Below are 26,418 nucleotides of genomic sequence, written 5' to 3' on the forward strand. Positions count from 1 at the left end.
TTGGCCGTTGCATGAACGCCCTCGAAACCATGCGTGCCCTGGCCAGCCAGGGAGAGGTGATTCAGGCAACGGCAGGTGATGCGATCTTCTCCTCCGGGGAGACCGGAGACTGCATGTTTGGGGTTCTGGAAGGAACCGTTGAGCTCACCTGGAACGACGAGGTCGGCCATGAGGTCATTCAGGCCGGCGACGTCTTTGGGGCCGGTGCCCTGGTGACCGCGGAGCATCGCCGCTACGGCAATGCCAAAGCCGTCAGCGACTGCAAGCTGCTGAAGATGAACCGCGAGAAGTTCCTCTTCGCCGTTCAGGAGTCCCCGATGTTCGCCATCGAGCTGCTGGGCTCAATCGATCAACGCCTGAGGCAACTCAAGGACTGCACCAAGGTCGGCTGAGCGCTCAGCCCCGCTGGAACAGCAGACGTTTAATCACGCGTTGGGCGATATCGCCGTAACCCATCTCGCCCGAGAGAATTTGGGCGATCCGTTGTGGCGCTGTCGGTCGCTTGATCCCCAGCTGGTAACCCACTTTCGGGACCCGGTAGAACACCTGTGCAATGCGCCTGCCCCAGGCCATGGAGTCCCCCCAGTGCTGGCGCATCTGGGCGCTGTATTGAGAGAGGGCCTGCTGTTGCTCATCGGAAGCGGAGCTGCCCAGGTAGCGATCCACCGCGTCAGCGGCCCGCACGCCACTCATCAGTGCTGGGCGTAACCCCTCCGCCAAAAAGGGATCACAGAGGGAGGCCGCGTCACCGACCACCACGGCGCCAGAGACATGCAGTGGGTAGTGACCGTCCCAAACCCTGAGGGGAGAACGGCGCCGCAGGCCGGCATCCGGCGAGAGGCCCAAGGAGGGAAGCAATTCGGCTAACACCGCATCCGCATCCGCCGCTTCGCGGCCAATGAAGGTGCCCACTCCAATGCTGTAGCCCCCTTGCCTGGGGAAGGCCCAGCAGAAGCCATGGCGCACGAGACCGAATTCGAATCGGGCCGTGTACCCCTCCAACACCTCGGCATCAACCTCCGCCGCCAGGGCTTCTGCAAACCGCGGCTGACTGGGACCCAGGCCCAAGGGGGCCGCAAAACGAGAGTTGGAGCCATCGGCAATCACCACGGCTCGTGCGTGGTAGCCATGGCCACCGGCTTCCAACATCCATTGATCGCCATCCCGCTGGATTGACGACACTTCGGAGCCATCCAGCAGTTCCGCACCCTCCGCAACGGCCCGCTCAACCAGATAGTGGTCCAGCTTGGAGCGCTGCACGATCCAAAACGGAGAGTCGCCAGGAAGGACCGCCACCACCGGATCCTCCAGGCACCAGGTGAATTTCACCTGGGTGATCACCCGATCAACGGCCGGCTGCAGATCAAAGGGAAACCAACGCTGCACGGAGGCCGCCATGCCACCGCCACAGGGTTTGGGCCTGGGAAGGGACTGCGCCTCAAGCAGCAGAACACGACGTCCCCTCGCAGCCAGGTGGAAGGCCGCTGCGCCGCCGGCAGCACCGGCGCCGACAACGGCGACATCAAAACAGTGCGGTTCGCTCACACCTTGAGGATGTCTGCTTCCTTCTCCGCCAGCAATTTCTCGATCTCCGCAATGAACTTGTCGGTGAGCTTTTGGACCTTGTCCTGCTCATCGCGGCTTTGATCCTCGGAGAACTCGCCCTCCTTCTCCTGCTTTTTCACCTTGTCGATCGCATCGCGGCGAACGTTGCGCAGGGCCACCTTGCCCTCCTCCGCATACTTCGCCGCCAACTTGCAGAGCTCCTTGCGGCGGTCCTCCGTCAGGGGCGGGATGTTGATACGGATCAACTTGCCGTCGTTGTTGCAAGTCAGACCCAGGTCACTCATCGAGATGGCCTTCTCGATCAGCCCCAAGGAGCTGCCATCGAAGGGCTGCAGTTGGATCGTCGAGGAGTCCGGGGTGCTGATGGTCGCCAGGGACTTCAGCGGCGTATCCGCGCCGTAGTACTCCACCTGGATCTTGTCGAGCAGCGACGCATTCGCCCGGCCGGTGCGAATCGTATTGAAGGTGCGCTGGGTGGAGTCCACCGACTTGCGCATGCTGGCTTCGAGATCCATGGCGAGAAAAAGGGCGTCGCTGAAGAAAGAAAGGGGCCGACCCGTCAGGCCGAAGGAAGGATGCTGGTGCCGATGGGCTCACCGCGCACAGCCCGGCCAATGTTGCCGGAACCGAACAGATCAAACACCACGATTGGGATGGCGTTGTCCTTGCAGAGGGCGATGGCCGTGCTGTCCATGACCTCTAGCTCTTTGCTGAGGACATCCATGAACGAGAGGCTCTCGTAACGCACCGCATCAGCATGCTTGTTGGGGTCCTTGTCGTAGACCCCGTCGACCTTGGTCGCCTTGAACACCACGTCGGCTCCGATCTCAGCGGCCCGCAACGCTGCGGTGGTGTCCGTGGTGAAGAAGGGATTACCCGTACCGGCGGCAAAGATCACCACGCGCCCCTTCTCCATGTGGCGGATGGCCTTGCGACGGATGTAAGGCTCCGCAACCTCCTGCATCGAGATGGCGCTCTGGACGCGGGTGGGAATGCCGGCCCGCTCCAATCCGTCCTGGAGCGTGATGGCATTCATCACCGTCGCCAACATGCCGACGTAGTCAGCGGTGGCCCGGTCCATGCCGGCGGCGGACCCCTTAAGACCGCGGAAGATGTTGCCGCCGCCCACCACGATCGCCAGTTGGCTGCCGTCGGCGACCACAGCGGCGACATCCTTAGCGATGGCATCCACCACCGCAGGATCGATGCCGTAGCCCTGCTCGCCCATCAGGGCTTCGCCGCTGAGCTTCAGCAACACGCGCTGATAGGCCATCCCTTCGTGCTGCAGCTTCGTTGGCCGAACAGTAGCAAGCGTGAGATCCCTTGCCGACGCTGGCCAGGAGCGCTTCGATGCCAGCAGATGGGAGTGCTGGATGGACAGGAATCAGGACCAACCCATTCCACCGGTCGGCTCCAGCCGCAGCGGCCTCATGGCCCGGCTCACCCTCTCGGCCGTGGAACAACTCACCGAAGACCCCCGCGCCTGGGCTGAACCGGTCGTGCATCGGGCGCTGTTGATCAGCGGGCTCTCGGTGCTGATGAGCGCCCTGGCCACGGTGCAAACCCAGACCAGTCCTTAGAACTCAATGCCCGCCTGGGCTTTTACCCCCTGTTCCCGGAAGGGATGGCGCACAAGCTTCATCTCCGTCACCAGATCAGCACGCTCCACTAACGCCGCCGGAGCGCCCCGGCCGGTGAGCGCCACATGGGTCAAGGGCGGCCGCAGCTTCAATCCCTCCAACAGATCCTCCAGATCGAGGTAGCCCAACTTGAGGGCCACATTCACCTCATCGAGGACCACCAACTTGCGCTGGGGATCAGCGAGGTACTCGCAGGAGCGCTTCCAGGCCTGCTGCACCAAGGCACGGTCACGCTCGCGGTCCTGGGTTTCCCAGGTAAAGCCCTCCCCAAGGGCATGCCAGTGCAGCGCTTCACCAAACAGCTCCAGCGCCTTGGCCTCGCCGGGTTGCCAGCCCCCCTTAATGAACTGCACAACGGCCACCTGCTCCCCGTGGCCCAAGGTCCGCAGCACCAACCCCAGGGCTGCCGTTGTCTTGCCCTTGCCATCACCGGTGAAGACCAGCACCAGTCCCTTCTCCAGGGAGCGCTCCCCAACCCGCTGCTGCTGCACTTCCTTGCGGCGAGCCATGCGCCGCTGGTAGGCATCGGCCGTGACCTCAGGGGCCAGGTCTCCGCCCATCCCCAACTCCGATGCTGTCTGGTCCAGGGCGTTGGGATCGGCCACAGCTTGAGGTCAGGGGTGCCTCCAATCTGGCGCGGTTAAGCCGCGCTCGCCTGGTGCCGGGCCAGGGCCGTATCCACAGCCTGCTGCTGATCCCGGCGGGTGATCCAGTGGTGATAAGTCCTGGTGTGGATCGCCACGGAGTGGCCCATCATCCGAGCCGCCACCGTGTCCGGCAGACCGATGTGGATCGTGCGAACCGCCCAGGCATGGCGCAGGTCATAGGGGGTGAGGGGCAGGTCGTAGCGACGGAACTGCTCGGCAACACGGCGGCCGACCTGCTGCAGGGTGGTGCGGCGGAGATCGGTACAGACCGCCGGCAGAAGCTGACGCTGAGCCCCTAGTTGCTCCAAGCCGAAGCGCTCCACCCACTGCGGTTGAAAGGGCCAAACCTGGTGCTCTCCGGTCTTGCTCGTGGGCAACACACGGATCACCCGATCGCCCCCGGGTGCCAAGGCAGAGAGGTCGGTGAAGAAGACCTCATGGTTGCGTAGGCCATAGGTCGCCATCAGGCCGTAGGCCAAGCGCCATCCGGGGTTAGGAATGCGCTCAAGCCACTCCAGGATCTGAAGGTCGCTTGGGAGCTGGCGAAATTGGGCGGCATGCAGGCCATAGCCCCCCGCCCGCTCACCCCAGTCAGGGGGCAACGCCAACCCTTCTGCGCGAGCCAGGGCCGCGAGGGTGGTGCCGCACTGCTGTCGCCCCCGCGAGGCCAAGGGATAACTCTCCAGAACGGCCTCCAGAAGCGGCAGGCCCCAGGCCATCCCCTGGTCCCCAGCCAAGCGCTCAAGGCGGCGGACATAGGGCAGATAGGCGCTGCTCCAGGTCGTCCGGGCTCCGGAGGGATTGCGGCGGCGGCGCGGATCTTGGAAAAACCCCTGCTCAAAGCGCTGTAGCCGCGCCGCAAGCGAAGAGGCCGTCGCTGGGGGCAATGGCCCCTTGGGAGCGTCCTTGGTTTGAAGCCAGTCGTCCCAGCAGAAGCGCTGCTGCTGAAGCTGCTGCAGGACCAGCTTCAGTTGGTGGCGGGCCTGCTCGAGGCCGGCTGGGTCAGCGTCAAGGCCAAGGCTGATCCGTTGCACCCGCTGAGCCGACCCACCGCTGCGGCAGGGCAAGGGTCCCCTCAGGCCGAGCCGGGAACCCCGGCGCTCCAGCCGCAGCGAAACACCGCTGGCGGCCAGCAGCGCGTTGTGTTCCCTAAGGGCCAGATCGAGGCGTTCGAGGCTGATCTTGAGACCAAAGCGAGCCGGCCGACCTTATCGAGCCTGAACGGGAGCGACCAGCCCCCAGCCGGCAGCGTTACGCTCGCCGCTGTTGTTGTCCGATGAAGCGGGGCATGGCCAAGGTCGGCGTGGTGTTGCTGAACCTGGGCGGCCCTGAGCGCATTCAGGACGTCGGTCCCTTCCTCTACAACCTCTTCGCGGACCCGGAAATCATCCGGCTACCGAATCCGGCGCTGCAAAAACCCCTGGCCTGGTTGATCAGCAGCCTGCGCGCCGGCAAGTCCCAAGCCGCCTATCGCTCCATCGGTGGGGGATCCCCCCTCCGGCGCATCACCGAGCAGCAGGCCCGCGAGCTGCAAAGCACCCTGCGCCAACGCGGCATCGAGGCCACCAGCTACGTGGCGATGCGCTACTGGCACCCCTTTACCGAGTCGGCCGTGGCCGACATCAAGGCCGATGGGATCGATGAGGTGGTGGTCCTGCCCCTCTATCCCCACTTCTCGATCAGCACCAGCGGCTCCAGCTTCCGGGAACTGCAGCGCCTGCGCCAGGGCGATCCCGCCTTCTCCAAGCTGCCGATCCGCTGCATCCGCAGCTACTACAACGACCCTGGTTACATCGGCGCGATGGCCGAGTTGATCGGCAAGGAAATCCAGGCCTGCCCAGACCCGGCCACGGCCCACGTCTTCTTCTCCGCCCACGGCGTCCCCAAGAGCTACGTCGAGGAAGCCGGTGACCCCTATCAAAAGGAGATCGAGGGCTGCGCCCAGCTGATCATGGACAAGCTGGCCGCCGATCTCGGCCACGCCAACCCCTTCACGCTTGCCTACCAGAGCCGCGTCGGTCCGGTGGAGTGGCTCAAGCCCTACACCGATGACGCCCTCAATGAACTCGGGGAGTCCGGGGTGAAGGATCTGGTGGTCGTCCCCATCAGCTTCGTCAGCGAGCACATCGAAACGCTCGAAGAGATCGATATCGAGTACCGGGAAATTGCCACCGAAGCCGGCATCACGAATTTCCGCCGCGTTCCGGCCCTCGACACCACCCCATCTTTTATTCAGGGCCTGGCCAACCTGGTCCAGCACGCCTTGGAAGGTCCGGAGGTCAACCTGGATCAAGCCGCGGCCCTGCCAACCCAGGTCAAGCTCTATCCCCAGGACAAGTGGGCCTGGGGCTGGAACAACAGCTCGGAGGTCTGGAACGGACGCTTGGCAATGCTCGGCTTCTCCGCTTTCCTGCTGGAGTTGCTGAGCGGTCGTGGCCCGCTGCATTCCATCGGCCTGCTCTGAGGCCCTTCTCGGAGCCTCCCTGCTGCTGGGGCCCGCCCTGGCCAACCCCTGGCAACAGGCCCGTTTTCCTGTTCCGCAGTTCAGCGGCTACACCAGCCATTACGGGCTCAGGAGCGGCGCATCCGGCGGCTCCAGCCTCCACCGGGGCCTGGACATCGCCGCTCCCCTGGGCTCCCCGGTACTCAGCTGGTGGGCCGGGCGGGTGGAGCGGCTGATCAACGACGGCAGCTGCGGCATCGGCGTGGCGATCCGCTCCGGCCCCTACGAGCACCTCTACTGCCACCTTCAGGGAACGATCGAACAGGACACCCTGCGCAGCGGAGGCGCGAGCCTGCGCCATGGCTCCTGGCTACGGACGGGGGAACCCCTGGGCGCCATCGGGATGAGCGGCCGCAGCAGCGGACCTCACCTGCATTGGGGCGTCAAGCTGAACGAGCGTTGGGTGGACCCGGTGCTGCTGCTGCGAGCAATGGCTGACGCCAGGCGCGTGGAAACGCCCATTTCTCAGGCCAGACCTTAGGGTGATTGGATCCGAAAACGCTGTCCGCCGCCGCCGTGACCGTGACGTCCGTTTCACAAGCGGCCACCGCCGCTGATCACTCCACCCCGACTCGGGTGAGTGGCGGTTACGCCCTCATGGATGCCCTCCGTCGCCATGGCGTGGAGACCATCTTTGGCTATCCCGGCGGCGCGATCCTTCCCATCTACGACGAGCTGCACAAGGCCGAGTCCAGGGGCTGGCTGAAGCACGTGCTCGTGCGCCACGAACAGGGCGGCACCCACGCAGCCGACGCCTACGCCCGCGCGACTGGCAAGGTCGGGGTCTGTTTTGGCACCTCCGGTCCAGGGGCCACCAACCTGGTGACGGGCATCGCCACCGCCCACATGGACTCCGTGCCCATGGTGGTCATCACCGGCCAAGTCCCCCGGGCGGCCATCGGGACGGACGCCTTCCAGGAGACGGACATCTTTGGCATCACCCTGCCGATCGTGAAGCACTCCTGGGTGGTGCGCGATCCCCGGGACATTGCCCGCATCGTCTCGGAGGCCTTCTTGATTGCCTCCAGCGGCCGACCCGGTCCCGTTCTGATCGACGTGCCCAAGGACGTCGGAGTCGAAGAGTTCGACTACATCCCCGTTGAACCCGGCGCGGCCGTCCCCCCTGGTTTCAAACTCCCCCCCGCGCCAGGCCCCAGCGCCATCTCCGCTGCACTGGAGCTCATCCGCAATGCCCGCCGTCCCCTCCTCTATGTCGGTGGTGGGGCGATCAGCAGCGGCGCCCACGCCGAAATCCATGCCCTGGCGGAGCGCTTCCGGCTTCCGGTGACCACCACCTTGATGGGGAAGGGTGCCTTTGATGAGCTCCACCCCCTCTCGGTGGGGATGCTCGGCATGCACGGGACCGCCTACGCCAACTTCGCGGTGACCGATTGCGACCTGCTGATCGCCGCCGGCGCCCGTTTTGACGACCGCGTCACCGGCCGCCTCGATGGCTTCGCCCCCCGGGCCCAGGTCATCCACATCGATATTGATGCGGCAGAGATGGGCAAAACCCGTCTGCCGGATGTCGCCGTCGTCGCCGACGTCAAGCAAGCGGTCGAGGCCCTGCTGGCCGCCTCGAGCCAGGAGGACTCCCGCGGCCGCACCGAAGCCTGGCTCGAGCGCATCGCCCAGTGGAAACAGCACTACCCCTTGGTGGTTCCGGCACCCGAGGGAGACATCGCGCCCCAAGAGGTGGTGTCGATGCTGCAGGAGCTCTCCCCCAAAGCCTTCTTCACCACTGACGTGGGGCAGCACCAGATGTGGGCTGCGCAGTTCCTGCACACCCTCCCCCGCCGTTGGATCAGCTCCGCGGGCCTCGGGACCATGGGTTTCGGCATGCCGGCGGCCATGGGCGTTCAGTGCGCCTTCCCCGAAGAACCGGTGATCTGCGTGGCCGGCGACGCGAGCATCCTGATGAACATCCAGGAGCTGGGCACCCTCAGCCAGTACCACCTCCCCGTGAAGGTGGTGGTGCTCAACAACGGCTGGCAGGGAATGGTGCGCCAGTGGCAGGAGAGCTTCTACGGCGAGCGCTACAGCGCCTCAGAGATGACCGGCGGCATGCCGAACTTCCCCGCGGTGGCGGAAGCCTTCGGCGTCAAAGGTGTTCAGATCCAGGGACGGGAGGAACTGCGCTCCAAACTTGCCGAAGCCCTGGCCCACCCCGGTCCGGCCTTCATTGAGGTGAAGGTGCGCCGCAACGAGAACTGCTATCCGATGGTGCCCCCCGGTGCCAGCAACGCCCAGATGGTGGGCCTCCCCTCCCATCCGGAACTAGCGATCGACACCAATCGTGAGTGCCACAGCTGCCACCACAGCACCTCCAGCTCCAGCCTGTACTGCCCCAACTGCGGCGCCAAGCTGTGAGGCTGGGGTTGATCCGCCGCTGGCTCTGTGCTGCAGCGGCTGCATGCCTGCTGCTCTGGCCGGGACAGGTCTTGGCGGCCGAGGTGCTGCAGGTGCGGAGCGGCACTCTGCTGCAGATCGGTGACCGGAACCGCACCTACAGCGTGCAACTGGCCTGCGTCGTGGTGGACCCAGACGATGACGCTGCCGCAGTCGACTGGATTCGTAAGCAACTGCCCCGGCGCAGCAAGGTGAACCTGCGTCCGACCGGCAGTGCCGATGGGGTCCTCATCGCCCGCATCAATCACCTCGATGGGCAAGCCAACCACGACCTGGGCGCGGAGCTGATTGCATCGGGCCTAGCGTCCTCCTCAGGATCCTGCTAACGGCCGTTGAGCATCAATCGGGCAGCCAAGGGCATCGTGCTGGTGCCCACACTCCTGTTGGGAAGTGCCTTCATCGCCACCGCGGTCTGGGGACCAGCGGCAGCCGCTGACAACAAGTCCCTCGCCCTGGGGGTCGGAGGAGTCTTGATCGCAGCGGGTTTGCTGGCCCAGCTGATGCCGGAGCCAGCTCCCGAGGCCAGGTCCGAAGACGAACCCTGAGCGTTACTTCGCCGGCTTGGCCTGAGGGGTGGATTGGGCTTTGGTGCGGCCCTCTTCCACCAGGCGGAAGTACTCCTTGGTCGGGAAGATCACAAAGCTGTCCTCCTTGGCTTTGCTGATCTGAGAGAGCACCGCGGTGAGGTCGGCAACCCTGGGCTTCAGCTTGCTGCGCTCAGCCTCAGGCACGTTGGAAAGGGCCTTCTGCAACTCGTCGTAGCTCAGGAAGAACACACCGCGAGGACCATCGGGGGTGTTGAGGGTCAGGAAGGGCTGGGTGAAGAACACCGCCACATTCAGGCCCTTCTTGATCTCCTCGTCACTCAGCCCTTCTTTCTTGAGCAGGGTATAGGCCTGCTTGATATCGGCGTCGTTCATCACCACCGGGGCCACCAGTGGCTTGCTCTTGTCCTTCAGCTGCTTATTGAGCTCCACCACCTTCTCGTTCATCACATTCAGTGGAACAGGGGTGACGGTGGCCTTGAGGCTCGGGTTCGACTTCAGCAGCGCCTTGAGCTCGGTATTCGCCCGATCACTCTCGAGATAGAGGGGCAGGACCAACGCCTCGTCCCGGGGGATCGGCAGGGGAATGCCATTGGCATCGGTGATCACGAAGACCGGAATCACCTGAAGTTTCTTGATCGCCTCGGCTTCAGGGATCGCCAAGGCGGGAGCCGCAGCCATGGCGCCCAGGACGGCGACGGGGGCCAGCAACGAGGCCGCTTGACGGCCCATCGGCTTCAACCAAGCGGGAAAGCGCGAGAGCATGCGACCGATCAAGAAAAGTCAACCCTAGTCAGAACCCAGGAAAGCCCCCCAGGGCGTAGGGCTCTCCTGGGACTGGATCAATCAGCCGGGCGGCTGAGGCCACAGCCTGCTGGGCCTCCTCCAAGTTCCCCTTTTGCCAGAGCCAGCGGTTCAGCCAGCCGCTGAAGGCCACATCCCCGCCGGTCGTGCTCGCCAGCACCGTGCGAGGCGAGAAGCGCTCCAACAGCTCAGGCAAAACGGTCTGGCCGCGGACAAAGGCGCCAGCAACGGGCAAGCCCAAGTCGACCACGGGCGTGATCACCGCATCAAGTGCTTCCGGGGCGAGGTCAGCGGGCAGGTAGCCATGGGGCTCGAGGTAAAGGCTCCCCTGGGGATGGCGCAGCAGGTAGCCGTTCTCAACCTGGGGCACCGGTGCGCCAGCTGTGGCTTCAATCCGAAGCTTGCCAAAGGCCGTGGTTTCACCGGGGCGCAGGCCCGTGACCTGCTCAAAGCCCATCTGCTGCACCTTCTTGGCCGCCGTCAGGGAGCCCACCACGGGCAGGGAACGGGGCAGCAGCGCCAGGGTCTCGGGATGGGCGTGGTCATCCAGTCCCTGGGTGAGCAGCAGCAAATCGAGATCGGCAGGAAGCGCAAAGGAGCGGGACAACTGCCCCTGGAAAAACCAGGGCCCGGGGGGAAAGACCAACGGACCGCGGAACCAGGGGTCCACCAGCACCCGCAGTCCCGACCAGTCCAGTAACCAGCCGTTTGCCCCGTAATAGGTCGCTTCCACCGCTTCAACGCAACTGGCGGCGAGGCTAGGCAGCGCGGTGCTGGAATACAGGAACGAGGCTCAGGACAAGTGGTGCTGCGACTGAGCGAGTTGAAGCTGCCGCTGGATCACGAGGAAGCGGACCTCGCTCCAGCCATCTGCAAACGCCTCAAGATCGATCCAGCAGCCCTGGTCGCGCATCGGGTCATCAAAGAGAGCATCGACGCCAGGCGGAAATCCGCCATCCAGATCGCCTACAGCCTGGAGCTGGAACTGCCGCCGCAGCTCGAGCAGCAACTGCTGAAACGCTTCAAGCGCGATCCCCACCTGCAACCCGCAAGCGACACCCACTACCAACCCATGGCACAGGCCAGCCCCGGAGATCCCCTGCCTCAGCGGCCGGTGGTTGTGGGCGCCGGACCCTGCGGCTACTTCTGTGCCCTGATCCTGGCGGAGATGGGGCTGAGACCCCTGCTGCTCGAGCGGGGCAAACCCGTGAAGGAGCGCACGGCGGACACCTTTGGCTTCTGGAAAGGCACTGCGCCGTTCAACCCCGAATCCAACGCGCAATTTGGGGAAGGGGGTGCGGGCACCTTCTCCGATGGGAAGCTCTACAGCCAGGTGCGGGACCCGAAACACCTCGGGCGCAAGGTCCTGGAGGAACTGGTCGCAGCGGGGGCTAATCCAGAGATCCTGGTCAAGCACCACCCCCACATCGGCACCTTCAAGTTGGCCACGGTGGTTCGGGGTCTCCGGAGCAAGATCACGGCCCTCGGCGGAGAGATTCGCTTCGAAAGCCGTGTCAGCCAGCTCTGCGTTGAGCAGAGCGATGGGGAGCGGCGCCTCAGCGGCGTTGCCCTAGCCAGCGGAGAGATCATCCCGGCGCAGCAGGTGGTCCTCGCGGTCGGCCACAGCGCGCGCGACACCTTCGCGATGCTTCAGGAGCAGGGCGTGACGCTGGAGCGCAAACCCTTCTCGGTGGGCTTTCGCATCGAGCACCCGCAACCCCTGATCGATGCCGCCCGTTGGGGAAACTGCGCCGGCCATCCCCGCCTGGGGGCTGCGGAGTACAAGCTCGTCAAACACGTCAGCAACGGGCGCTGCGTCTACAGCTTCTGCATGTGCCCCGGTGGCCTGGTGGTGGGGGCTACCTCGGAGGTGGGACGGGTCGTCACCAACGGGATGAGTCAGCACTCGCGCAATGAGCGCAACGCCAACAGCGGCATCGTCGTGAACATTGAGACAGGCGACGTCGAAAGCTATGGCGCCTACCCCGGCGACCCCCTTGCGGGGATTGCCTTCCAGCGGCACTGGGAGGCCAAAGCCTTTGAACTCGGTGGCAAGAGCTATGCGGCTCCCGGTCAGCGGCTCAAGGACTTCCTGGCCGGCGGCAGCCAGGCACCCGCTGATCTGGGGACGGTCAAGCCCTCCTACAGCCCCGGTGTGGTCCCGGCAGACCTGGGGCAGGCCTTACCAGCCTTTGTGATCGAAGCCCTGCGGGAGGCCCTGCCGCAGTTCGAGCAGTCCATCCCGGGCTACGCCATGGACGATGCGCTGCTGACTGGCGTTGAGACCCGCACCTCATCCCCCGTGCGCATTCCCAGAACAAGAGCCCTGGAGAGCGTCAACACCCCAGGGCTTTATCCAGCGGGAGAGGGGGCCGGCTTCGCCGGCGGAATCCTCTCCGCTGCGATGGATGGCATCCGCGTCGCGGAAGCCGTTGGCCTCACTCTTCTTCGTCAGGAGCGCCCAGGGGCACCAGACGGATCTGCTTGCGACCCAGCTTGATTTCGAACTCATCGCCGGGCTTGAGGTCCAACAGAGCGGTGTAGGCCTTGCCCACCATCAGGTTGCCGTTGAACTGAACCTTGGTGGTGAAGCTCAGCTTGCGGCCGCCTTTACCAACCTTGGCGCTCGAGCCGCCAAAATCAACGCCCTTGGCATTCAGCAGCGCCTCGTAGAACGCCGTGAAATTCAGTCGCTCGCTGCCGTCTTTCTTGTTGGAGACATATCCGCATGCCCGAACAACATCGGATTTGCTCACGTCGCCCATTTCTTTGACCTTGGCGAGCAGATCAGCTCCGGTGAGCATGAGATTGATAGTTATGCAACTTCTGCATCATTACACCCGACGGTCAATTCAGCAAGGCTGAATTTTTTCAAAGAGCCGGGATTTCCCAGGAGTTTTTTTTCAATCAATGCCCCCCACGCTGGTCTGGTATCGCCGCGATTTGCGCACGCAGGATCACAAACCACTGGCGAAGGCTTGCTCAAGAGGACCCGTGATTCCAGTGTTTGTGCTGGATGACGCGCTGTTGTTTCATCCTGAGACTGCCGTCGCTCGTGTTGAGTTTTTACTGCACTCATTGCAGGCCCTCGATGCCCGATTGCGGTGGCTTGGGGGGCGATTACTTGTGCAGCGCGGCCAACCCGAAGTGGTCCTCGCCCGTCTCGCCAAGGACAGCGGCGCGCGCCATGTCCTCGCCCATACCGACAGTGAGCGCCTGGTCGGCCGGGTCCGTGATGCCCGCGTCAACCGCCACCTGAAGGAGCAAGGCATCGAGCTGGACTGGATCGAACCAGCCGGTGCCAGCGGCGAGCTTCAGGCCTACAGCGATTGGAACCGCCAATGGCATGGCGCCATGGCCGAGCCACTCGTACCGGAACCGCAGCGGGTCGTAGTACCTGAGCAGTGCCCGGATGCACCGGTCCCCAGCCTCAAGGACCTGGGGCTAATCGGCGATGGTAAGCCGATTCCAACAGCAGGGACTGATGCCGCCCTGGGGCGGTTGGAGCGGTTTCTCGAGGGATCCGATTCACGCACCTACTACTGGGAGCTGAGCTACCCCTCCGCCAAGGTCACCTCAGGCCTTAGCCCCTACCTGAAGTTCGGCGTCGTCAGCCCCAGGCAGTGCTTGCAACGGCTCACCGCAGCCGGCCTACGGGCAAAGGAAAACGCCGATCGCAGCCGCCTGCGCAGCATCCAACAACTGTTCAGCCGCCTGCGCTGGGGCTGCTCCATTCACCAGCGCTTCCGCTACCTGCCCCAGCTGGAGCTGCGCTCCCTCTGGAGCGCCTTCGACCAAGAAAGCGCGCTCTCCGCCCAACAGATTGAGCTCTACGAAGCCTGGAAAGAGGGCCGCACGGGTTTCCCGATCGTCGATGCCGCGGCCCACTGCCTGCGGGGGGGCGGTGGCTGGCTGGAGCTGAACTTCCGCAGCCGAGCGATCTACGCCAGCTTTCTCAGCAACCTCTGCGGAATTGACTGGCGCTACGGCGCCCTGCATTTCATGCGGCACCTGATCGATGGGGACTGCCCGATCGATCACTACCAATGGGCCATGCAGGCCGGGGCGACCTATCGGAGACGCAAAGCCTGGACGCGGATCTACCACCCCGGCCAGGTGGCCGTGAACCGCTGCGACCCCCATGGCCTCTTCATCCGGCGCTGGTTGCCGCAACTCGAGCGCCTCACCAATGACCAGCTCGGAGAGCCCCCCGCCTTCGCGGACTACCCCGCCCCAGTGCTCAACTACGAGGAAGCGCGCCAGGCGCGGATGGAGGCGTTGAGCAACACACGCCACGGCATCGGAGACATTCCCTCCGCCTTGGCGCGGTTGCCCGCTGACCTGACGCCCTTTGGCAGTGATCAAATCGCCGGCAGCCAGGTGCTCTGGGCGCAACCCCGGGCACCGGAGCTCTTCCCCGCGGCGGTGGACCTCGATCGACTGGACCAGGAGGGATGGATGGCCCTGCTCAGCTGGTTCAGCCTCAGGCGCTCGGCCGAAACCGGTGAAGCCGGAGAGAGCCCCCCGAAGAGACGCAAACCCAAGCGCAGCCAAACCGACAACGGCCAGCTCAGCCTGGAGTTCAACTAGGCAACTGTTGGGAGACGATGCCGCTCCACTGCACCGCCTTGACCTGGTCGCGGCGCCAGGAGTGAAACAGCAGCGGCTCTGATGCCGTGCACAGGGGGCAGACACTGATCTGCTCTGGGGGAACACCAAAGCGCTCGAGCAGCAAACGGGTGGCGAGCCGCAGATCGAGGCGCTGCCGCAGCGGCTCTGGATCGGCGAGCAGAGCACCGCACTCCTCCATCGCCGCCAGGGCCCCCTCGAACGTGAGGGACGCATCCACCTGCAGCAACTGCTCAGCGATCGCTTCCGGCACGGACGGTTCCACCTGGTACTGGGGGCCGCTGATGGCTGGACCCAACGCAATCAGCAGGTCACGGCGGCGGCAGCCGCGCTGCTCCAGCTGCAGGATCGCCTCTTGAACGATGCTCCCGGCGACACCACGCCAGCCGGCATGGCAGGCCGCCACCTGTCCGGATTCCGGATCCGCGAGCAGCACTGGAGTGCAATCCGCGCCGCAGACCCAGAGACTCTGACCACCGGCATCGCACACCAAGCCATCGGCCTGGGGCCAGGGCTCCGCGACGGCCTCACTCGCCGGGAGCACCAACGCGCTGTGGACCTGCTGGGGACGGTGGACGCTGATGCCCGCGCTGACATAACCGGCCAACACATCAGGGCCTCGGCCCTGCCACTGGCGGGTGAAGAAGCCATGTTCAAAGGCCTCCAGCAGATTCGACTGGAGGTAATAGCCCCCGTAGCAACCGATCCAGGTCCAGCCCTCTAGGGCGTTAAACCCTGCATCTGGGCGGTCAAAGGGGGCCTCAACGGCCTCAGCCATACAACCGTCTAGGCATCGGGGAGGTCCCTCAGGATCCAGAAGCCATCAAAACCGGGTTGATCCGGGCTGGATTGAATCGCCAGGAATTGCACACCACCGGCTTGACCGCGGGCGGCCAGGAATGCCGCGGCCGCAGCCTCAGCTTCGTCTGACTCCAACTGTCCCAGCAACCATCGGTCTTCTTGGCCCGCCTCCAGCACCAGTTGCTGACCGCAGACCTCGAGGCGCACCGGCTCCAATCCCGACACCCAGCCAGCGATCGCCAAGGAGCGGCTCGCGCTGAACAGGCGCAGACCGCTCACCATCAGCTCGTCATCGAGCGACTCCGGCAAGGGAACCAGACCAGCAAAGCTGGTGTCCCAGGTCATCGCCTCCCGCAGGGCACCGATTGGCAGGGAGGCCCAAGACCAGCTGTCGCCGCGGGCCGCCTCAGGCAGCGGAACTGCCACGGGCTGGATCGGCTGGGGCGGCGGAGCCAGGGGGCCCGCCATGTAGCCCTCCTCCTCGGGATAAACCGTGGCTTCACGTTCCTGGAGCCACTCGACCAGGGCATAGCAGCGGCGGCTCGGCACCAACTCAAGCCCCAGCTGCTCAGAGGCCCGCTGCACCATCGTGCGCATCGAGGAACGCCAGCAGCGGATCTTGCGTGGGGGATCAAACCCCTCAGCATCCGCCTCCTCCAAGGCCTGCTCCAACGCGGACTTCAGCCACTGGGAGTTGACGCTGGAGGCCGGGCACTTCAGGACCCACTGGAAGGCGCGACCGGGATTGTCCGCATTGGGGGAACTGCAAATCAGCAGCTCCCAGCGCTTCTTTCCGTCCTCTTCCAGGATTGGACGGGAGTAGTAATCCAGCTCCCAATCCGCCTGCAGGCGGGCAGGACTCGCGGGCTCGGTGGCCTGAATCATCCGGCGGATTGTTCCTGCTGACGCAGCACGTTACGAGCCCTATTGGCGCGATCGGCGGCCTCCGCCATCACTTTGTCGCGCTCAATCAACAACTCACCCGGCTGCCCCTCCAACAGAGCAGTGTTCAAGGCGATGCGACCGCGACCGGGATCCAATTCAGTAATCAGTGCTTTCACGCGGTCGCCCTGGCCGAAGACCTCGCGCAGATCACGCATCTGACCACCCGTAATCACGGAGTGGTGCAGGAGTCCGCTGATGCCGCCCAGGTCCACGAAGAGGCCATAGGGCTTGATGGCCACCACCTGTCCCTCAACCAGCTGGCCGACCTCGAGGTTCTGGAACAGGGCCGCCGTGGCCGCCTTCTTCTCAGAGAGCACCAGCTTGCGGGTCTCCGGATTGACCTCCAAGAAGGCCACACCAAGGGTTTTGCCCACCAGCGCCTCGTGGTTTTCACCCTCCTGAAGCTGGGAGCGGGGCACAAAACCGCGCAGACCTTCGACATCACAGGTGATGCCACCACGGTTGAAACCGTTGACCTTCACCTGGAGCACCTTGCCCTCCTTCTCGAGAGCACGAACCTTCTCCCAGCTCTGGCGCAGGGCCAGGGCACGGGCGCTGATGGTGACCATGCCATCGGCGTTCTGCTCGCGGGTGACGAGCACTTCAACGGTCAAGCCCTTCGGGAAGCGCTCCTTGAGGTTGGTGATCACCCCCAGAGCACACTCCTTTTTGGGCATGAAGCCAGGAGCCTTACCGCCGATGTCGACATAGACACCGTCGCTCTCCATGCCGATCACCGTGCCGGTGACGACTTCACCGGTGGTGCCGACGAAATCCTGCTCATCGAGGGCCGCCAGGAAGGCCTCCTCGTCAAAGTCGAAGTCATCGACCGAACGGGTGGGAACCGCCGCCTGCTTGGACTGGGGCTGCGCCATGCGGGAGCCACCGGAGCGCCCACCCTTATTGCGGTCGTCGGGGCCCAGCAGGTCCGCCATGGACAGCCCCTCAAAGCCGCTCATATCGAACAGGTCGTCGTCGCCTGATGCCGGGGAAGCCGCCGGGCGCTGGGGCGCGACCGGCGCCTCACCTCGGGCCGCCCGTGCGGCGTCTTCCAATTCAGCTGCCCGCTGCGCAGCGGCTTCGGCGGCGGCACGGGCCTCAGCGGCTTCACGCTCCAGGCGCAGCTGCTCTTCCTTCTTATTGATCTGCAGAACCTGGGGCGGCTTGCGAACCGGCGGCGGCGCAGCGGCGGGACGCTGAGGCGACGGAGGCACCGGACGAGCCGAGGTGGGTTGCTGCTTGGAGAAGGGCTGGGGGGGCTGGGGAGTGCCGGAACCGGCCATGACCAAGCAAAGACGCACAGCGCCACACTGTAGGGACGACCCTCCTTGATCGAAGACGGACCCATGGGCGACGACGCATACGCCTGTCAGGGATCCCGTCGCCTCGAGCGCCTGACCTGGCCCGCCTTCCAGGCGGCCGCCCAGACCTGCGGCAGCACGGTGGTTTGGCCCTTTGGCGCCTTCGAGCAGCACGGTCCTCACCTTCCCCTGGGAACGGATGCACTCTTCGCTGAGCAAATCCTTGACCAGGTGCTCGAGACCTTCCCCCAGGAGGCGCCGATCTGGCGGCTGCCGCTGCAGAGCATCGGCTTTTCACCGGAGCACCTGGGCTTCCCAGGAACCCTGAGCCTCCCGGCCGAGCTCCTGATCCGCAGCATCGAAACCGTTGGCGCCCAGCTGGCGGCGGCAGGCTTCAAGCGACTGGTGCTGTTCAACGGCCATGGCGGTCAAATCGCCCTGCTCCAGGTCGCCGCCCGACAACTTCGCGCCGCCCATCCCTCGCTTGGGGTGTTGCCCTGCTTCCTCTGGAGCGGCCCCAAGGGAATCGGAGAGCTGATCGAGGAGCCCGAGCGCAGTGAAGGCCTCCACGCCGGACAGGTCGAGACGAGCTTGATGTTGCAGCTCAATCCTGAGCTCGTCGGGCCGAAGAGGGCCGCAGATGGCCTGGGGGCCCAGCAGCCGCCCCAGGGATGGAGCCTGGAGGGGGCCGTGCCGAATGCCTGGCTGACGCAGGACCTCAGCAGCAGTGGCGTCATTGGCGATCCCAGCCAGGCCGATGGGGCCCAAGGCGAGGCGGTCCAGCAGCGGTTGGTCCAGGGCTGGAGCGCGCTCTTCGGCAGTCTCCTGGGCAGCGACTGGCCCCCCCGGGAGCCCAAACCGAAGCCAGACCAGCGCTGAAGAATCGGGGTCAGCGGGCGACGGGAAGTTGGCAAAAGCTGCCAAAGCCCATCTGAGGCTTGTGGAGATGGTTACAGTCAACCCCATTGCAACGTGTTCTCGGTAGCCATGGCGACCCTCGAAGCCACTGATCTGCCTACGGCGGGCGCGACTGCGCTTCCCGATTTCACCTGCGCGAACTACAAGGACGCCTACAGCCGGATCAACGCGATCGTGATCGAGGGCGAGCAGGAAGCCCACGACAACTACATGTCCATCGGCACGCTGCTGCCCGAGCAGGCCGACGAACTGACGAAGTTGGCTCGCATGGAGCTGAAGCACATGAAGGGCTTCACCGCCTGTGCCAACAACCTGGGTGTAACCGCCGACATGGCGTTCGCCAAGGAATTCTTCGCCCCCCTGCACGGCAACTTCCAAAAAGCCCTGAAAGAGGGCAAGGTTCCGACCTGCCTGCTGATCCAGGCCCTGCTGATCGAAGCCTTCGCGATCTCGGCTTATCACATCTATATCCCGGTCGCCGATCCCTTCGCCCGCAAGATCACCGAGGGCGTGGTGAAGGACGAGTACACCCACCTCAACTACGGCGAGGTCTGGCTCAAGGCCAACCTGGAGAGCTGCCGTGAGGAGCTCGAAGAGGCCAACCGCGAGAACCTCCCCCTGATCCGCCGCATGCTCGATCAGGTGGCCGGTGACGCCGCTGTTCTGCAGATGGACAAGGAGGATCTGATCGAGGATTTCCTGATCGCCTACCAGGAAGCTCTGACCGAGATCGGTTTCACCACCCGCGAAATCGCCCGCATGGCGGCCGCCGCTCTGATCGGCTGAAGCGATCAGCCTGAACGAGTCGACGCTGCCCTTTAATCAGGTGTCTTCTCGGCCGGTGTGTAACCAGGAGAGCCCCCGCGAATGTTTGGTCTGATCGGTCACTCCAGCAGCTTTGCGCAGGCCCAGGAAAAGGCCCGCGACCTGGGGCTAGAGGAGATGGCCGAAGCGGACCTCCTCTCCTGGTGCTCGGCTCCACCTCAGCTGCTGGAGACCTTCGAGGTCACCAGCAAAACCGGGGCCACCATCCAAGGGACCTACATCGACTCCTGCTTCGTGCCGGAGATGCTGAGCCGCTTCAAGACCGCGACCCGCAAGGTTCAAAACGCCATGGAATTGGCGCAGAAGAACGGGATCAACGTCACAGCCCTGGGCGGTTTCACCTCGATCATTTTCGAGAACTACGACCTCTCGAAGTTCCAGCAGATCCGCAACACCACCCTCGAGTGGGAGCGTTTCACAACAGGCAACACCCACACGGCCTGGGTGATCTGCCAACAGGTCCAGACCAATGCCCCTCTGCTGGGCATCGACCTGAGCCAGGCCAAAGTCGCCGTGGTCGGCGCCACCGGTGACATCGGCAGCGCAGTCTGCCGCTGGCTCAGCCAAAAAACAGGCGTGGGTGAACTGCTCCTGGTCGCTAGGCAGCAGCAGCGCCTACTGGATCTGCAGGAATCCCTCGGCGGTGGCCGGATCCTGACCCTGGAGGAGGCACTCCCCGAAGCCGACGTGGTGGTGTGGGTGGCCAGCCTTCCCCAGACCCTGACCATCGACCACGGCAGCCTGCGCAAGCCCTGTCTGATGATTGACGGCGGCTACCCCAAGAATCTCGACGCCAAGGTGGCCGGTGAAGGGGTCCATGTCCTCAAGGGCGGCATCGTCGAGTTCTGGCAGGACATCAGCTGGCAGATGATGGAAGTCGTGGAGATGGAAAACCCCAAACGCCAGTTGTTCGCTTGCTTTGCAGAGGCGATGCTGCTGGAATTCGAGGGTATCCACACCAACTTCAGCTGGGGCCGCAACCGCATCTCCATCGCCAACATGGAGCTCATTGGTGAAGCCTCCCTGCGGCACGGGTTCCGGGCCATCGGCCTGAACCAAGCCCCAGCAAGCTCCGGCAACCCCGACCTTGAACTGGCCGCTGCTTAAGGCCTCCCGGTTCAACGCTCGCCCCCCTGCCCCTTACACCCGCTGCCATGGCCCGTCGTCCCCTGCTCGACTTCGAGAAGCCCCTGGTGGAGTTGGAGGAGCAGATCGACCAAATCCGGCAGCTCGCCAAAGACTCTGAAGTCGACGTCAGCCAGCAGTTGCTCCAACTGGAGACCCTGGCGGCCCGCAGGCGGGAAGAGATCTTCAGCAACCTGAGTCCCGCCCAAAAGATTCAGGTTGCGCGCCACCCCCAACGCCCCAGCACCTTCGATTACATCCAGGTGCTGACCGATGAATTCATCGAACTGCACGGGGACCGGCGTGGCAGCGATGATCAAGCCCTCGTGGGCGGCGTCGGACGCATTGGCGATCAAGGCGTCGTCCTCTTGGGCCACCAGAAGGGACGGGACACGAAGGAAAACGTGGCTCGCAACTTCGGCATGGCCTCACCTGGGGGCTACCGCAAGGCGATGCGCCTGATGGAGCACGCCGATCGCTTCCGCCTGCCGATCCTCAGCTTCATCGACACCCCCGGCGCCTACGCCGGACTGCTGGCGGAGGAGCAGGGCCAGGGCGAGGCCATCGCCGTGAACCTACGCGAGATGTTCAAGCTGCGCGTTCCGATCCTGGCCACGGTGATCGGTGAGGGGGGCTCAGGTGGTGCGCTGGGCATCGGCGTGGCGGACCGGCTGCTGATGTTCCAGCACAGCGTCTACACGGTGGCCAGCCCCGAGGCCTGCGCCTCCATCCTCTGGCGCGATGCGGGTAAAGCTCCGGTGGCCGCTGAGGCGTTGAAGATCACCGCGCCCGATCTGCTCAAGCTGGGGATCATCGATGAAATCATTGCCGAGCCTTCGGGCGGCAACCACTGGGCCCCGCGTCAGGCGGCAGAGAATTTGAAGGCGGCTCTTCTGCAGCAACTCGCGGGCCTGCAGGCCCTCAGCGAGGAGCAACTGGTGGATCAGCGCTACGCCAAGTTCCGCCGGATGGGTCGCTTCCTGGAATCCGGCGCCCAGGACGCAAGCCTGAGCTCGTAAGGTTTTCGTTGGTTTGATCGGGGTCCTTGCGGCCCGCCCCCGCCGTTGAGTTCCCCTGTCTCCGCTTCAGCGCCCGTTGCCCTCATCACTGGTGCCTCCAGGGGGATCGGAGCAGCCGCAGCAAGGGCTTTTTCCCAAGCCGGCTATCAGCTGCTGCTCTTGGCCCGCTCCCAAGCCGATCTTGAGCAGCTGGCCCAGGAGCTGCGCAGTGAGCGCTGCCGGGTGGAAACGATCGCTGTGGATCTCTCCGATCCACAAGCCATCGCCCCTGCCCTGGAGAACCTGCTCTCCCGGGGACTGGTTCCAACGGTGCTGATCAACAACGCCGGAGCGGCCTACACGGGGGCTCTAGCGGAGATGCCCCTGGAGCAATGGCAATGGTTGCTGCAGCTCAACCTCACCAGCGTTGTTCAAACCTGCCAGGCGGTCCTGCCGGCCCTGCGCCGGACCCAGGGTTTGATCATCAACGTCAGCAGCCATGCGGCCCGCAATGCCTTTCCGGAATGGGGGGCCTATTGCACCACCAAGGCCGCCTTGGCCTCCTTTAGTCGCTGCTTAGCGGAAGAGGAGCGCCAGCACGGAATCCGTGTATCGACGCTCACCTTGGGTGCGGTTAATACCCCCCTCTGGGACAGCGAGACCGTCCACAGTTCCTTCGACCGCCGTGCCATGCTCACTCCAGAGCGCGTGGCCGAGACACTGCTGTCTTTGGCTCAGCAACCTTCCTCCAATGTTGTGGAGGATCTAACCCTTATGCCCGCAGCGGGCGTTCTTTGAACGCATCTCGGGACCCGTTCATGACTTCAACCCTGTCCTCGAGCATTCCCGGCCAGTTGGCTCCCGTGAGCCGCCGCATCCGTGAACGCCTCGAGTCCGCCGGCGTGCCCTTCCTGGCGAACGACAACATCGCCGAACACCTCAAGGACGGCGAACTCGATCAACTGGAAATCGAGGTCGCCGGAAAGGTTCGCGAGCTGCTGCGCAGCTTGGTGATCGATATCGACAACGACCACAACACCGAGGAGACCGCCGAGCGTGTCGCCCGGATGTACCTCCATGAGGTCTTCAAGGGTCGCTTCCATCCCCAGCCGAAGATCGCGAGCTTCCCGAACGTCAAAAAGCTCGACGAGATCTACACCGTGGGCCCGATCACGGTGCGCTCGGCTTGCTCCCACCACCTGGTGCCGATCTTGGGCAACTGCTGGATTGGGATCAAGCCCGGCGAACGGGTGATTGGTCTCTCCAAGTTCTCGCGCGTGGCCGACTGGGTCTTCTCCCGTCCCCACATCCAGGAAGAGGCGGTGATGATCCTGGCCGATGAGATCGAGCGTCTCTGCGAACCCCAGGGCCTGGCCATCCTGGTCAAAGCGCAGCACTACTGCATGAAGTGGCGCGGGGTGAAGGAGCCCCAAACCAGCATGGTGAACTCTGTGGTCCGCGGCGACTTCCGCCACGACTCCAGCCTCAAGGCTGAGTTCTTCGAACTGGTAAAGCAGCAGGAGTCGGTGCTGGGCTAAGGCGCCAGCACCGGCCCGACGGGGGCTGAGGCGATGCGTTTGACCTGACCTTTTTGGTTGACGACCGCCACCACCATGAGGTTCTGGCCAACATCCACCGGCCCCGGGACATAGCTGGTGCCCTGGGCCGTTTCAATCAAGAGCCAGGTGCGCGCCGAGGGATCCTTCCGGTACCAGTGGTATTGGGAGTTCGCCAGGGCGGCATTGGCGTCGGTCTCGACCGTGGCCTGGAGCAGCCCGCCCTGAATGGCCTGACCAGCGATCACGAGTGAACGCAGGCCATCAATCTGCTGCTCGATCGCACCCTCCAACTCCAGATCCGCAGAGATCTGATCGCGGAAGGTGCTGATCTGCTGCTGGGCACTTTCCGTGACGCCGGGGATGCACTGCAGGCTCGCTCTCACCAGGCGGCAACCGACCAGGTCCTGGGCGCGCAGGGCTGGGGACAGCGCAAGGGCCAAGCCCAGGAGCACAGGGGCAGAGCGCAGAGCAGCCATAGCCAAGGATTAGCTGCTCAAATCCTGGCGAAAGGGAGCCAAGGCGGCCACCAGCTGTTCCACTTTGGCGAGATCCTTATTGCCCGGAGCCTGCTCCACCCCGCTGGAGACATCCAATCCAGAGGGGGGCCGGTGCTGCAGGGCCCGTAGGGCTGGGGCAACCCGATCGGGATTCAAGCCGCCAGCGAGCCACCAGGGCAGAGGGGAGCAAAAACCACTGAGCCAATCGATCGGGATGCGGTGGCCCGTGCCGCCGAGCTGATCGGGCACCCAGGCATCCAGCAGCAGAGCGTCGACGACCGCGCCGTAGTCGGCCGCCCGCTGCAGATCCTCGGGCTGGCGAATTCTCAGCGCCTTCCACAACAAGAGATCCGGGCCGAGGGCCTCCCGCAGTTGCCGGCAGCGCTCTGGCGTTTCCTGGCCATGGAGTTGCAGCACCTGATGGCCACCGGCCGCCCCCAACTGGGACAGCTCCCCATCACTGGGATCGGCCACCACGAGGACGCCAAGACAGCGGCTTGAGGCCTGGCGCATCGCCGCAAACAGCGCCGGCCGGGCCCCAGGGGACAACCAGCGGGGGGAGGCCTCAACACCGATCACCCCGATCGCATCGACGCCCAGGGCGGCCACGGCACTGGCCTGCTCGGGATGGCGCAGTCCACAGACCTTCAGCCAGGGCTGGGGGCCAATGGGGGAAGTTGGACGCGCCGTCATGCCGTGGCCCCAGGAAGCCCAACCTTTCTAGGATCGGGGCAACGGGTGAGGACGTGTGGGGGAAGGCTGGCAGCTACTGCGGATTCGGGGCATCCCCCTACGCATTCACCCCAGCTGGTTTCTGATCTTGGCCCTGGCCACGGTGGCCTTCCAGCAGCAGTACAGCCAGCAATTCGCCGCGCAAACCCAGGAGGCCTGGCTCTGGCTGATTGGCCTGCTCACCGCCCTGCTGCTGTTCCTCTCAGTGCTGCTCCATGAGTTGGGGCACTCCCTGGTGGCCCTCAGTCAGGGGGTCAAGGTCCGCAGCATCACCCTATTTCTGCTGGGCGGGGTGGCCAGCGTGGAGCGGGAGTGCCCAACCGCCATGGGCTCCTTCTGGGTGGCCGCCGCTGGCCCCTTGGTGAGCCTGGTGCTCTCCGCCCTGCTGCTCCTCGGCAGCCATAGCGCCAGCCATGCCTCGCCCCTGCTGGGGGCCATGGTCAGTGAGCTGGGCGGGCTGAATCTGATCCTGGCCCTGTTCAACCTGCTGCCGGGACTCCCGCTCGATGGCGGCCTGATTCTCAAGGCCCTGGTCTGGCAGTTCACCGGAAGCCAGCGCAAGGGAATCCAGGTGGCCACCGCCAGCGGCAAGGTGCTGGCCTTCAGCGCCATTGGCCTTGGGGCCTTTCTGCTGCTGCGAGGAGCCGGGGTAGCGGGGATTTGGTTGATGCTGCTGGGCTGGTTTGGCCTGGGCGCCGCCCGCAACCAATCGCAGATGCTGGCGCTGCAGGGCGTGCTGCGCAGGCTGCAGGTCAAGGATGCGGCCCAGAGGCGCTACCGCGTGCTCGAGGCCAACACGAAACTGCGGGAACTCAGCCGCCTGCGGGTCAGCGACGAGAAGGGTCTGGCGGACTGGCTACTGGTCTGTGACCAGGGCCGCTGGAAGGGGTTCATCACCGATGCCCCCCTGCAGTGCCTGCCTGTGCAGCGCTGGGATGAGGACAGCGTTGGCGAGCACCTGCAACCCCTCGATCAACTCCCGAGCATTGGCGATGGGACTCCGCTCTGGCAGGCGATCCTGCAGCTCGACCAGCCGGAGGTGAATCGGCTGCTGGTGCTTGGTCCAGCGGGCCTACCCACGGGCACGTTGGAGCGACCGGAACTGGCGGAACGGGTCCTGAAGGAACTCGGCGTGCGGCTGCCTCTACCGATCCTCGAGGCCGCCCGCCGCCAAGGGGTCTACCCCCTGGGGATGATGCTGGCGCCCGTGGCACGAACCATCGAAAGCAACCCCGAGGGCTGAGGGCTTCAGCCCAGGGGAGCCGTGTCCTCCAACAGCTGGATCTGCTGCCACTCCCTGGCGCTGAGGGCCACGGTCTGGAGCGCACCGCCACACAGGTGATCCCGCGCCGCCCGCTGGAGCTGCGCCATCACGGCCGCTTGCGGTAGAGGCTCCAGGTTTGGCGCTGGAGAGTTGAAGACCTCCCGCCAGAGGTCCTGGGGTGGAGAGAGCAGGACACTGCCGTGCTGCAGCAGGCAGGCCCCACTCCAGAGCTGGGCACTACCGATCCGTTTGGCGCCATTGGCCTGCACGAGATCTGCAGCCGTGCCGCTGGCAAAACAGTTGCCCCGCTGCGCCGCCTCCGCAGCCTTCACCGAGCCGAACTCCAGGGGAACGCCCAGGGCGGCGAAGGCCACCTGCAGCCACTGACAGGCCTCGGCATAGGCCGTCAGGCGATGGGTCGTGGCCGGCCGGCAGGCCAGGGCATAGGTGAGTTCTCCGGCATGCAGAACAGCCCGACCGCCGCTGGGACGCCGCACCAGGTGCAAACGGCCCTGCTCAGCCAGGGCGATCCAGCTGGGATCGATCTGGCGTTGGTGCCGGCCCAATGAGAGCGTCGGCCGACTCCACTGGTAGAGCCGCAGCATCGGATCGCCCTGACCGGCGCACTGCTGCTGCAGCATCCAACGGTCGATCGCCATCTGCAGGCCGGCATCGGCCGTGAGTGGTGGGATCCAACGCCACCTCATGGA

At 64.8% G+C, this 26,418-nt stretch carries 30 protein-coding genes; 16 read left to right on the plus strand and 14 right to left on the minus strand.

Annotated features, from left to right (window positions below):
• The first annotated feature begins 11 nt into the window (after positions 1 to 11).
• Positions 12 to 392: a Crp/Fnr family transcriptional regulator gene (locus ACXIQ9_RS02135; RefSeq protein ID WP_010316652.1), complete on the plus strand. Its 381-nt coding sequence runs from the start codon at positions 12 to 14 to the stop codon at positions 390 to 392.
• A gap of 4 nt (positions 393 to 396) precedes the next feature.
• On the opposite strand, the gene ACXIQ9_RS02140 is transcribed toward ACXIQ9_RS02135, so the two are convergent.
• From ACXIQ9_RS02140 to pyrH, 3 genes are read right to left on the minus strand one after another with little or no spacing between them, the layout of a single operon-like run.
• Entirely contained in the window at positions 397 to 1,545 is a 1,149-nt protein-coding gene (locus ACXIQ9_RS02140; RefSeq protein ID WP_459015323.1) for a geranylgeranyl reductase family protein, read from the minus strand.
• Entirely contained in the window at positions 1,542 to 2,081 is a 540-nt protein-coding gene (frr, locus tag ACXIQ9_RS02145) for a ribosome recycling factor (protein WP_010316649.1), read from the minus strand. The genes ACXIQ9_RS02140 and frr overlap by 4 nt, the downstream gene beginning before the upstream one ends.
• Positions 2,082 to 2,125: 44 nt before the next feature.
• Positions 2,126 to 2,839 (minus strand): UMP kinase, encoded by a 714-nt coding sequence (pyrH, locus tag ACXIQ9_RS02150; protein ID WP_010316646.1) that lies wholly within the window; start codon positions 2,837 to 2,839, stop codon positions 2,126 to 2,128.
• A gap of 100 nt (positions 2,840 to 2,939) precedes the next feature.
• On the opposite strand from pyrH, the gene ACXIQ9_RS02155 reads away from it, so the two are divergent.
• Entirely contained in the window at positions 2,940 to 3,146 is a 207-nt protein-coding gene (locus tag ACXIQ9_RS02155) for a hypothetical protein (protein WP_459015326.1), read from the plus strand.
• On the opposite strand, the gene cobO is transcribed toward ACXIQ9_RS02155, so the two are convergent.
• Complete coding sequence (gene cobO, locus ACXIQ9_RS02160; RefSeq protein WP_459015789.1) at positions 3,143 to 3,766, minus strand: cob(I)yrinic acid a,c-diamide adenosyltransferase; 624 nt, start codon at positions 3,764 to 3,766, stop codon at positions 3,143 to 3,145. The two genes, ACXIQ9_RS02155 and cobO, sit on opposite strands and share 4 nt — an antisense overlap.
• 80 nt (positions 3,767 to 3,846) lie before the next feature.
• Positions 3,847 to 5,034 carry a site-specific integrase gene (locus ACXIQ9_RS02165; RefSeq protein WP_459015791.1) on the minus strand — a complete coding sequence of 396 codons (1,188 nt, stop codon included), beginning with the start codon at positions 5,032 to 5,034 and terminating at the stop codon, positions 3,847 to 3,849.
• A gap of 107 nt (positions 5,035 to 5,141) precedes the next feature.
• Between ACXIQ9_RS02165 and hemH the strand changes: the two genes are divergently transcribed.
• From hemH to ACXIQ9_RS02190, 5 genes are read left to right on the plus strand one after another with little or no spacing between them, the layout of a single operon-like run.
• The gene (hemH, locus tag ACXIQ9_RS02170) at positions 5,142 to 6,317 is read left to right on the plus strand and encodes a ferrochelatase (protein WP_247479932.1); all 1,176 of its coding nucleotides are present in this window, start codon (positions 5,142 to 5,144) and stop codon (positions 6,315 to 6,317) included.
• Entirely contained in the window at positions 6,286 to 6,837 is a 552-nt protein-coding gene (locus ACXIQ9_RS02175; protein ID WP_459015328.1) for a M23 family metallopeptidase, read from the plus strand. The genes hemH and ACXIQ9_RS02175 overlap by 32 nt, the downstream gene beginning before the upstream one ends.
• A gap of 35 nt (positions 6,838 to 6,872) precedes the next feature.
• The gene (gene ilvB / locus ACXIQ9_RS02180; RefSeq protein WP_459015330.1) at positions 6,873 to 8,726 is read left to right on the plus strand and encodes a biosynthetic-type acetolactate synthase large subunit; all 1,854 of its coding nucleotides are present in this window, start codon (positions 6,873 to 6,875) and stop codon (positions 8,724 to 8,726) included.
• A gap of 8 nt (positions 8,727 to 8,734) precedes the next feature.
• On the plus strand, positions 8,735 to 9,091 hold the full coding sequence (locus tag ACXIQ9_RS02185; protein ID WP_459015332.1) for a nuclease: 357 nt from the start codon (positions 8,735 to 8,737) through the stop codon (positions 9,089 to 9,091).
• Positions 9,092 to 9,097: 6 nt separating this feature from the next.
• Entirely contained in the window at positions 9,098 to 9,310 is a 213-nt protein-coding gene (locus ACXIQ9_RS02190) for a GIVxVP protein (protein ID WP_296421298.1), read from the plus strand.
• 3 nt (positions 9,311 to 9,313) lie between these two features.
• Here ACXIQ9_RS02190 and ACXIQ9_RS02195 read toward each other — a convergent pair whose 3' ends face one another.
• Positions 9,314 to 10,075, minus strand: a complete 762-nt coding sequence (locus ACXIQ9_RS02195) for a Tic22 family protein (protein WP_459015334.1) — start codon at positions 10,073 to 10,075, stop codon at positions 9,314 to 9,316.
• A 28-nt stretch (positions 10,076 to 10,103) separates the two neighbouring features.
• Positions 10,104 to 10,847, minus strand: coding sequence for an MBL fold metallo-hydrolase (locus ACXIQ9_RS02200; protein ID WP_459015336.1), 744 nt, complete (start codon positions 10,845 to 10,847; stop codon positions 10,104 to 10,106).
• Between the two features lie 72 nt (positions 10,848 to 10,919).
• Between ACXIQ9_RS02200 and ACXIQ9_RS02205 the strand changes: the two genes are divergently transcribed.
• A complete protein-coding gene (locus ACXIQ9_RS02205; protein WP_459015338.1) occupies positions 10,920 to 12,614 on the plus strand; it encodes an NAD(P)/FAD-dependent oxidoreductase in 1,695 nt (564 codons plus the stop codon).
• Here ACXIQ9_RS02205 and ACXIQ9_RS02210 read toward each other — a convergent pair.
• Positions 12,553 to 12,918, minus strand: a complete 366-nt coding sequence (locus tag ACXIQ9_RS02210; RefSeq protein ID WP_010316617.1) for an AbrB family transcriptional regulator — start codon at positions 12,916 to 12,918, stop codon at positions 12,553 to 12,555. The genes ACXIQ9_RS02205 and ACXIQ9_RS02210 overlap by 62 nt on opposite strands.
• 106 nt (positions 12,919 to 13,024) lie before the next feature.
• Here ACXIQ9_RS02210 and ACXIQ9_RS02215 point away from each other — a divergent pair, with 106 nt between their 5' ends.
• Positions 13,025 to 14,704, plus strand: coding sequence for an FAD-binding domain-containing protein (locus ACXIQ9_RS02215; protein WP_459015340.1), 1,680 nt, complete (start codon positions 13,025 to 13,027; stop codon positions 14,702 to 14,704).
• Here the strand turns inward: ACXIQ9_RS02215 and pgeF are convergent.
• From pgeF to ACXIQ9_RS02230, 3 genes are read right to left on the minus strand one after another with little or no spacing between them, the layout of a single operon-like run.
• Positions 14,697 to 15,521 carry a peptidoglycan editing factor PgeF gene (gene pgeF, locus ACXIQ9_RS02220; RefSeq protein WP_459015342.1) on the minus strand — a complete coding sequence of 275 codons (825 nt, stop codon included), beginning with the start codon at positions 15,519 to 15,521 and terminating at the stop codon, positions 14,697 to 14,699. The genes ACXIQ9_RS02215 and pgeF overlap by 8 nt on opposite strands.
• Positions 15,522 to 15,529: 8 nt before the next feature.
• Positions 15,530 to 16,429 (minus strand): Tab2 family RNA-binding protein, encoded by a 900-nt coding sequence (locus ACXIQ9_RS02225; RefSeq protein ID WP_459015344.1) that lies wholly within the window; start codon positions 16,427 to 16,429, stop codon positions 15,530 to 15,532.
• The gene (locus ACXIQ9_RS02230) at positions 16,426 to 17,772 is read right to left on the minus strand and encodes a S1 RNA-binding domain-containing protein (protein ID WP_459015346.1); all 1,347 of its coding nucleotides are present in this window, start codon (positions 17,770 to 17,772) and stop codon (positions 16,426 to 16,428) included. The genes ACXIQ9_RS02225 and ACXIQ9_RS02230 overlap by 4 nt, the downstream gene beginning before the upstream one ends.
• A gap of 63 nt (positions 17,773 to 17,835) precedes the next feature.
• Between ACXIQ9_RS02230 and ACXIQ9_RS02235 the strand changes: the two genes are divergently transcribed.
• From ACXIQ9_RS02235 to folE, 6 genes are all read left to right on the plus strand, one after another.
• Positions 17,836 to 18,669: a creatininase family protein gene (locus ACXIQ9_RS02235; RefSeq protein WP_459015348.1), complete on the plus strand. Its 834-nt coding sequence runs from the start codon at positions 17,836 to 17,838 to the stop codon at positions 18,667 to 18,669.
• A 108-nt stretch (positions 18,670 to 18,777) separates the two neighbouring features.
• Positions 18,778 to 19,494 (plus strand): aldehyde oxygenase (deformylating), encoded by a 717-nt coding sequence (locus ACXIQ9_RS02240; RefSeq protein ID WP_247477888.1) that lies wholly within the window; start codon positions 18,778 to 18,780, stop codon positions 19,492 to 19,494.
• Between the two features lie 81 nt (positions 19,495 to 19,575).
• Positions 19,576 to 20,640 carry a long-chain acyl-[acyl-carrier-protein] reductase gene (locus tag ACXIQ9_RS02245; protein ID WP_459015350.1) on the plus strand — a complete coding sequence of 355 codons (1,065 nt, stop codon included), beginning with the start codon at positions 19,576 to 19,578 and terminating at the stop codon, positions 20,638 to 20,640.
• A 47-nt stretch (positions 20,641 to 20,687) separates the two neighbouring features.
• Entirely contained in the window at positions 20,688 to 21,677 is a 990-nt protein-coding gene (locus tag ACXIQ9_RS02250) for an acetyl-CoA carboxylase carboxyltransferase subunit alpha (RefSeq protein ID WP_010316603.1), read from the plus strand.
• Positions 21,678 to 21,722: 45 nt separating this feature from the next.
• On the plus strand, positions 21,723 to 22,454 hold the full coding sequence (locus tag ACXIQ9_RS02255; RefSeq protein ID WP_459015353.1) for an SDR family oxidoreductase: 732 nt from the start codon (positions 21,723 to 21,725) through the stop codon (positions 22,452 to 22,454).
• Between the two features lie 20 nt (positions 22,455 to 22,474).
• The gene (gene folE / locus ACXIQ9_RS02260) at positions 22,475 to 23,194 is read left to right on the plus strand and encodes a GTP cyclohydrolase I (protein ID WP_459015355.1); all 720 of its coding nucleotides are present in this window, start codon (positions 22,475 to 22,477) and stop codon (positions 23,192 to 23,194) included.
• On the opposite strand, the gene ACXIQ9_RS02265 is transcribed toward folE, so the two are convergent.
• Positions 23,191 to 23,691, minus strand: a complete 501-nt coding sequence (locus ACXIQ9_RS02265) for a hypothetical protein (RefSeq protein WP_459015357.1) — start codon at positions 23,689 to 23,691, stop codon at positions 23,191 to 23,193. The genes folE and ACXIQ9_RS02265 overlap by 4 nt on opposite strands.
• 9 nt (positions 23,692 to 23,700) lie before the next feature.
• Positions 23,701 to 24,405, minus strand: a complete 705-nt coding sequence (locus tag ACXIQ9_RS02270; protein WP_459015359.1) for a phosphoribosylanthranilate isomerase — start codon at positions 24,403 to 24,405, stop codon at positions 23,701 to 23,703.
• Between the two features lie 55 nt (positions 24,406 to 24,460).
• Between ACXIQ9_RS02270 and ACXIQ9_RS02275 the strand changes: the two genes are divergently transcribed.
• Positions 24,461 to 25,687: a site-2 protease family protein gene (locus ACXIQ9_RS02275; protein ID WP_459015361.1), complete on the plus strand. Its 1,227-nt coding sequence runs from the start codon at positions 24,461 to 24,463 to the stop codon at positions 25,685 to 25,687.
• 5 nt (positions 25,688 to 25,692) lie between these two features.
• Here the strand turns inward: ACXIQ9_RS02275 and ACXIQ9_RS02280 are convergent, their stop codons facing one another.
• Positions 25,693 to 26,415, minus strand: a complete 723-nt coding sequence (locus ACXIQ9_RS02280; protein WP_459015363.1) for a lipoate--protein ligase family protein — start codon at positions 26,413 to 26,415, stop codon at positions 25,693 to 25,695.
• Positions 26,416 to 26,418 lie beyond the last annotated feature (3 nt).

Source organism: Synechococcus sp. LTW-G (genome assembly GCF_054459035.1).

Bases quoted from the DNA above. Each gene is read 5' to 3' on its own strand.
- pgeF (WP_459015342.1), bottom strand. From the start codon at position 15,521: ATGGCTGAGGCCGTTGAGGCCCCCTTTGACCGCCCAGATGCAGGGTTT.
- pyrH (WP_010316646.1), bottom strand. From the start codon at position 2,839: ATGGCCTATCAGCGCGTGTTGCTGAAGCTCAGCGGCGAAGCCCTGATG.
- ACXIQ9_RS02155 (WP_459015326.1), top strand. From the start codon at position 2,940: ATGGACAGGAATCAGGACCAACCCATTCCACCGGTCGGCTCCAGCCGC.
- ACXIQ9_RS02210 (WP_010316617.1), bottom strand. From the start codon at position 12,918: ATGCTCACCGGAGCTGATCTGCTCGCCAAGGTCAAAGAAATGGGCGAC.
- ACXIQ9_RS02235 (WP_459015348.1), top strand. From the start codon at position 17,836: ATGGGCGACGACGCATACGCCTGTCAGGGATCCCGTCGCCTCGAGCGC.
- frr (WP_010316649.1), bottom strand. From the start codon at position 2,081: ATGGATCTCGAAGCCAGCATGCGCAAGTCGGTGGACTCCACCCAGCGC.
- ACXIQ9_RS02240 (WP_247477888.1), top strand. From the start codon at position 18,778: ATGGCGACCCTCGAAGCCACTGATCTGCCTACGGCGGGCGCGACTGCG.
- folE (WP_459015355.1), top strand. From the start codon at position 22,475: ATGACTTCAACCCTGTCCTCGAGCATTCCCGGCCAGTTGGCTCCCGTG.
- ACXIQ9_RS02270 (WP_459015359.1), bottom strand. From the start codon at position 24,405: ATGACGGCGCGTCCAACTTCCCCCATTGGCCCCCAGCCCTGGCTGAAG.
- ACXIQ9_RS02135 (WP_010316652.1), top strand. From the start codon at position 12: ATGAACGCCCTCGAAACCATGCGTGCCCTGGCCAGCCAGGGAGAGGTG.
- ACXIQ9_RS02250 (WP_010316603.1), top strand. From the start codon at position 20,688: ATGGCCCGTCGTCCCCTGCTCGACTTCGAGAAGCCCCTGGTGGAGTTG.
- ACXIQ9_RS02215 (WP_459015340.1), top strand. From the start codon at position 13,025: ATGCCCCCCACGCTGGTCTGGTATCGCCGCGATTTGCGCACGCAGGAT.
- cobO (WP_459015789.1), bottom strand. From the start codon at position 3,766: ATGGGCGGAGACCTGGCCCCTGAGGTCACGGCCGATGCCTACCAGCGG.
- ACXIQ9_RS02265 (WP_459015357.1), bottom strand. From the start codon at position 23,691: ATGGCTGCTCTGCGCTCTGCCCCTGTGCTCCTGGGCTTGGCCCTTGCG.
- ACXIQ9_RS02245 (WP_459015350.1), top strand. From the start codon at position 19,576: ATGTTTGGTCTGATCGGTCACTCCAGCAGCTTTGCGCAGGCCCAGGAA.
- ACXIQ9_RS02280 (WP_459015363.1), bottom strand. From the start codon at position 26,415: ATGAGGTGGCGTTGGATCCCACCACTCACGGCCGATGCCGGCCTGCAG.
- ACXIQ9_RS02225 (WP_459015344.1), bottom strand. From the start codon at position 16,429: ATGATTCAGGCCACCGAGCCCGCGAGTCCTGCCCGCCTGCAGGCGGAT.
- hemH (WP_247479932.1), top strand. From the start codon at position 5,142: ATGGCCAAGGTCGGCGTGGTGTTGCTGAACCTGGGCGGCCCTGAGCGC.
- ACXIQ9_RS02195 (WP_459015334.1), bottom strand. From the start codon at position 10,075: ATGCTCTCGCGCTTTCCCGCTTGGTTGAAGCCGATGGGCCGTCAAGCG.
- ACXIQ9_RS02230 (WP_459015346.1), bottom strand. From the start codon at position 17,772: ATGGCCGGTTCCGGCACTCCCCAGCCCCCCCAGCCCTTCTCCAAGCAG.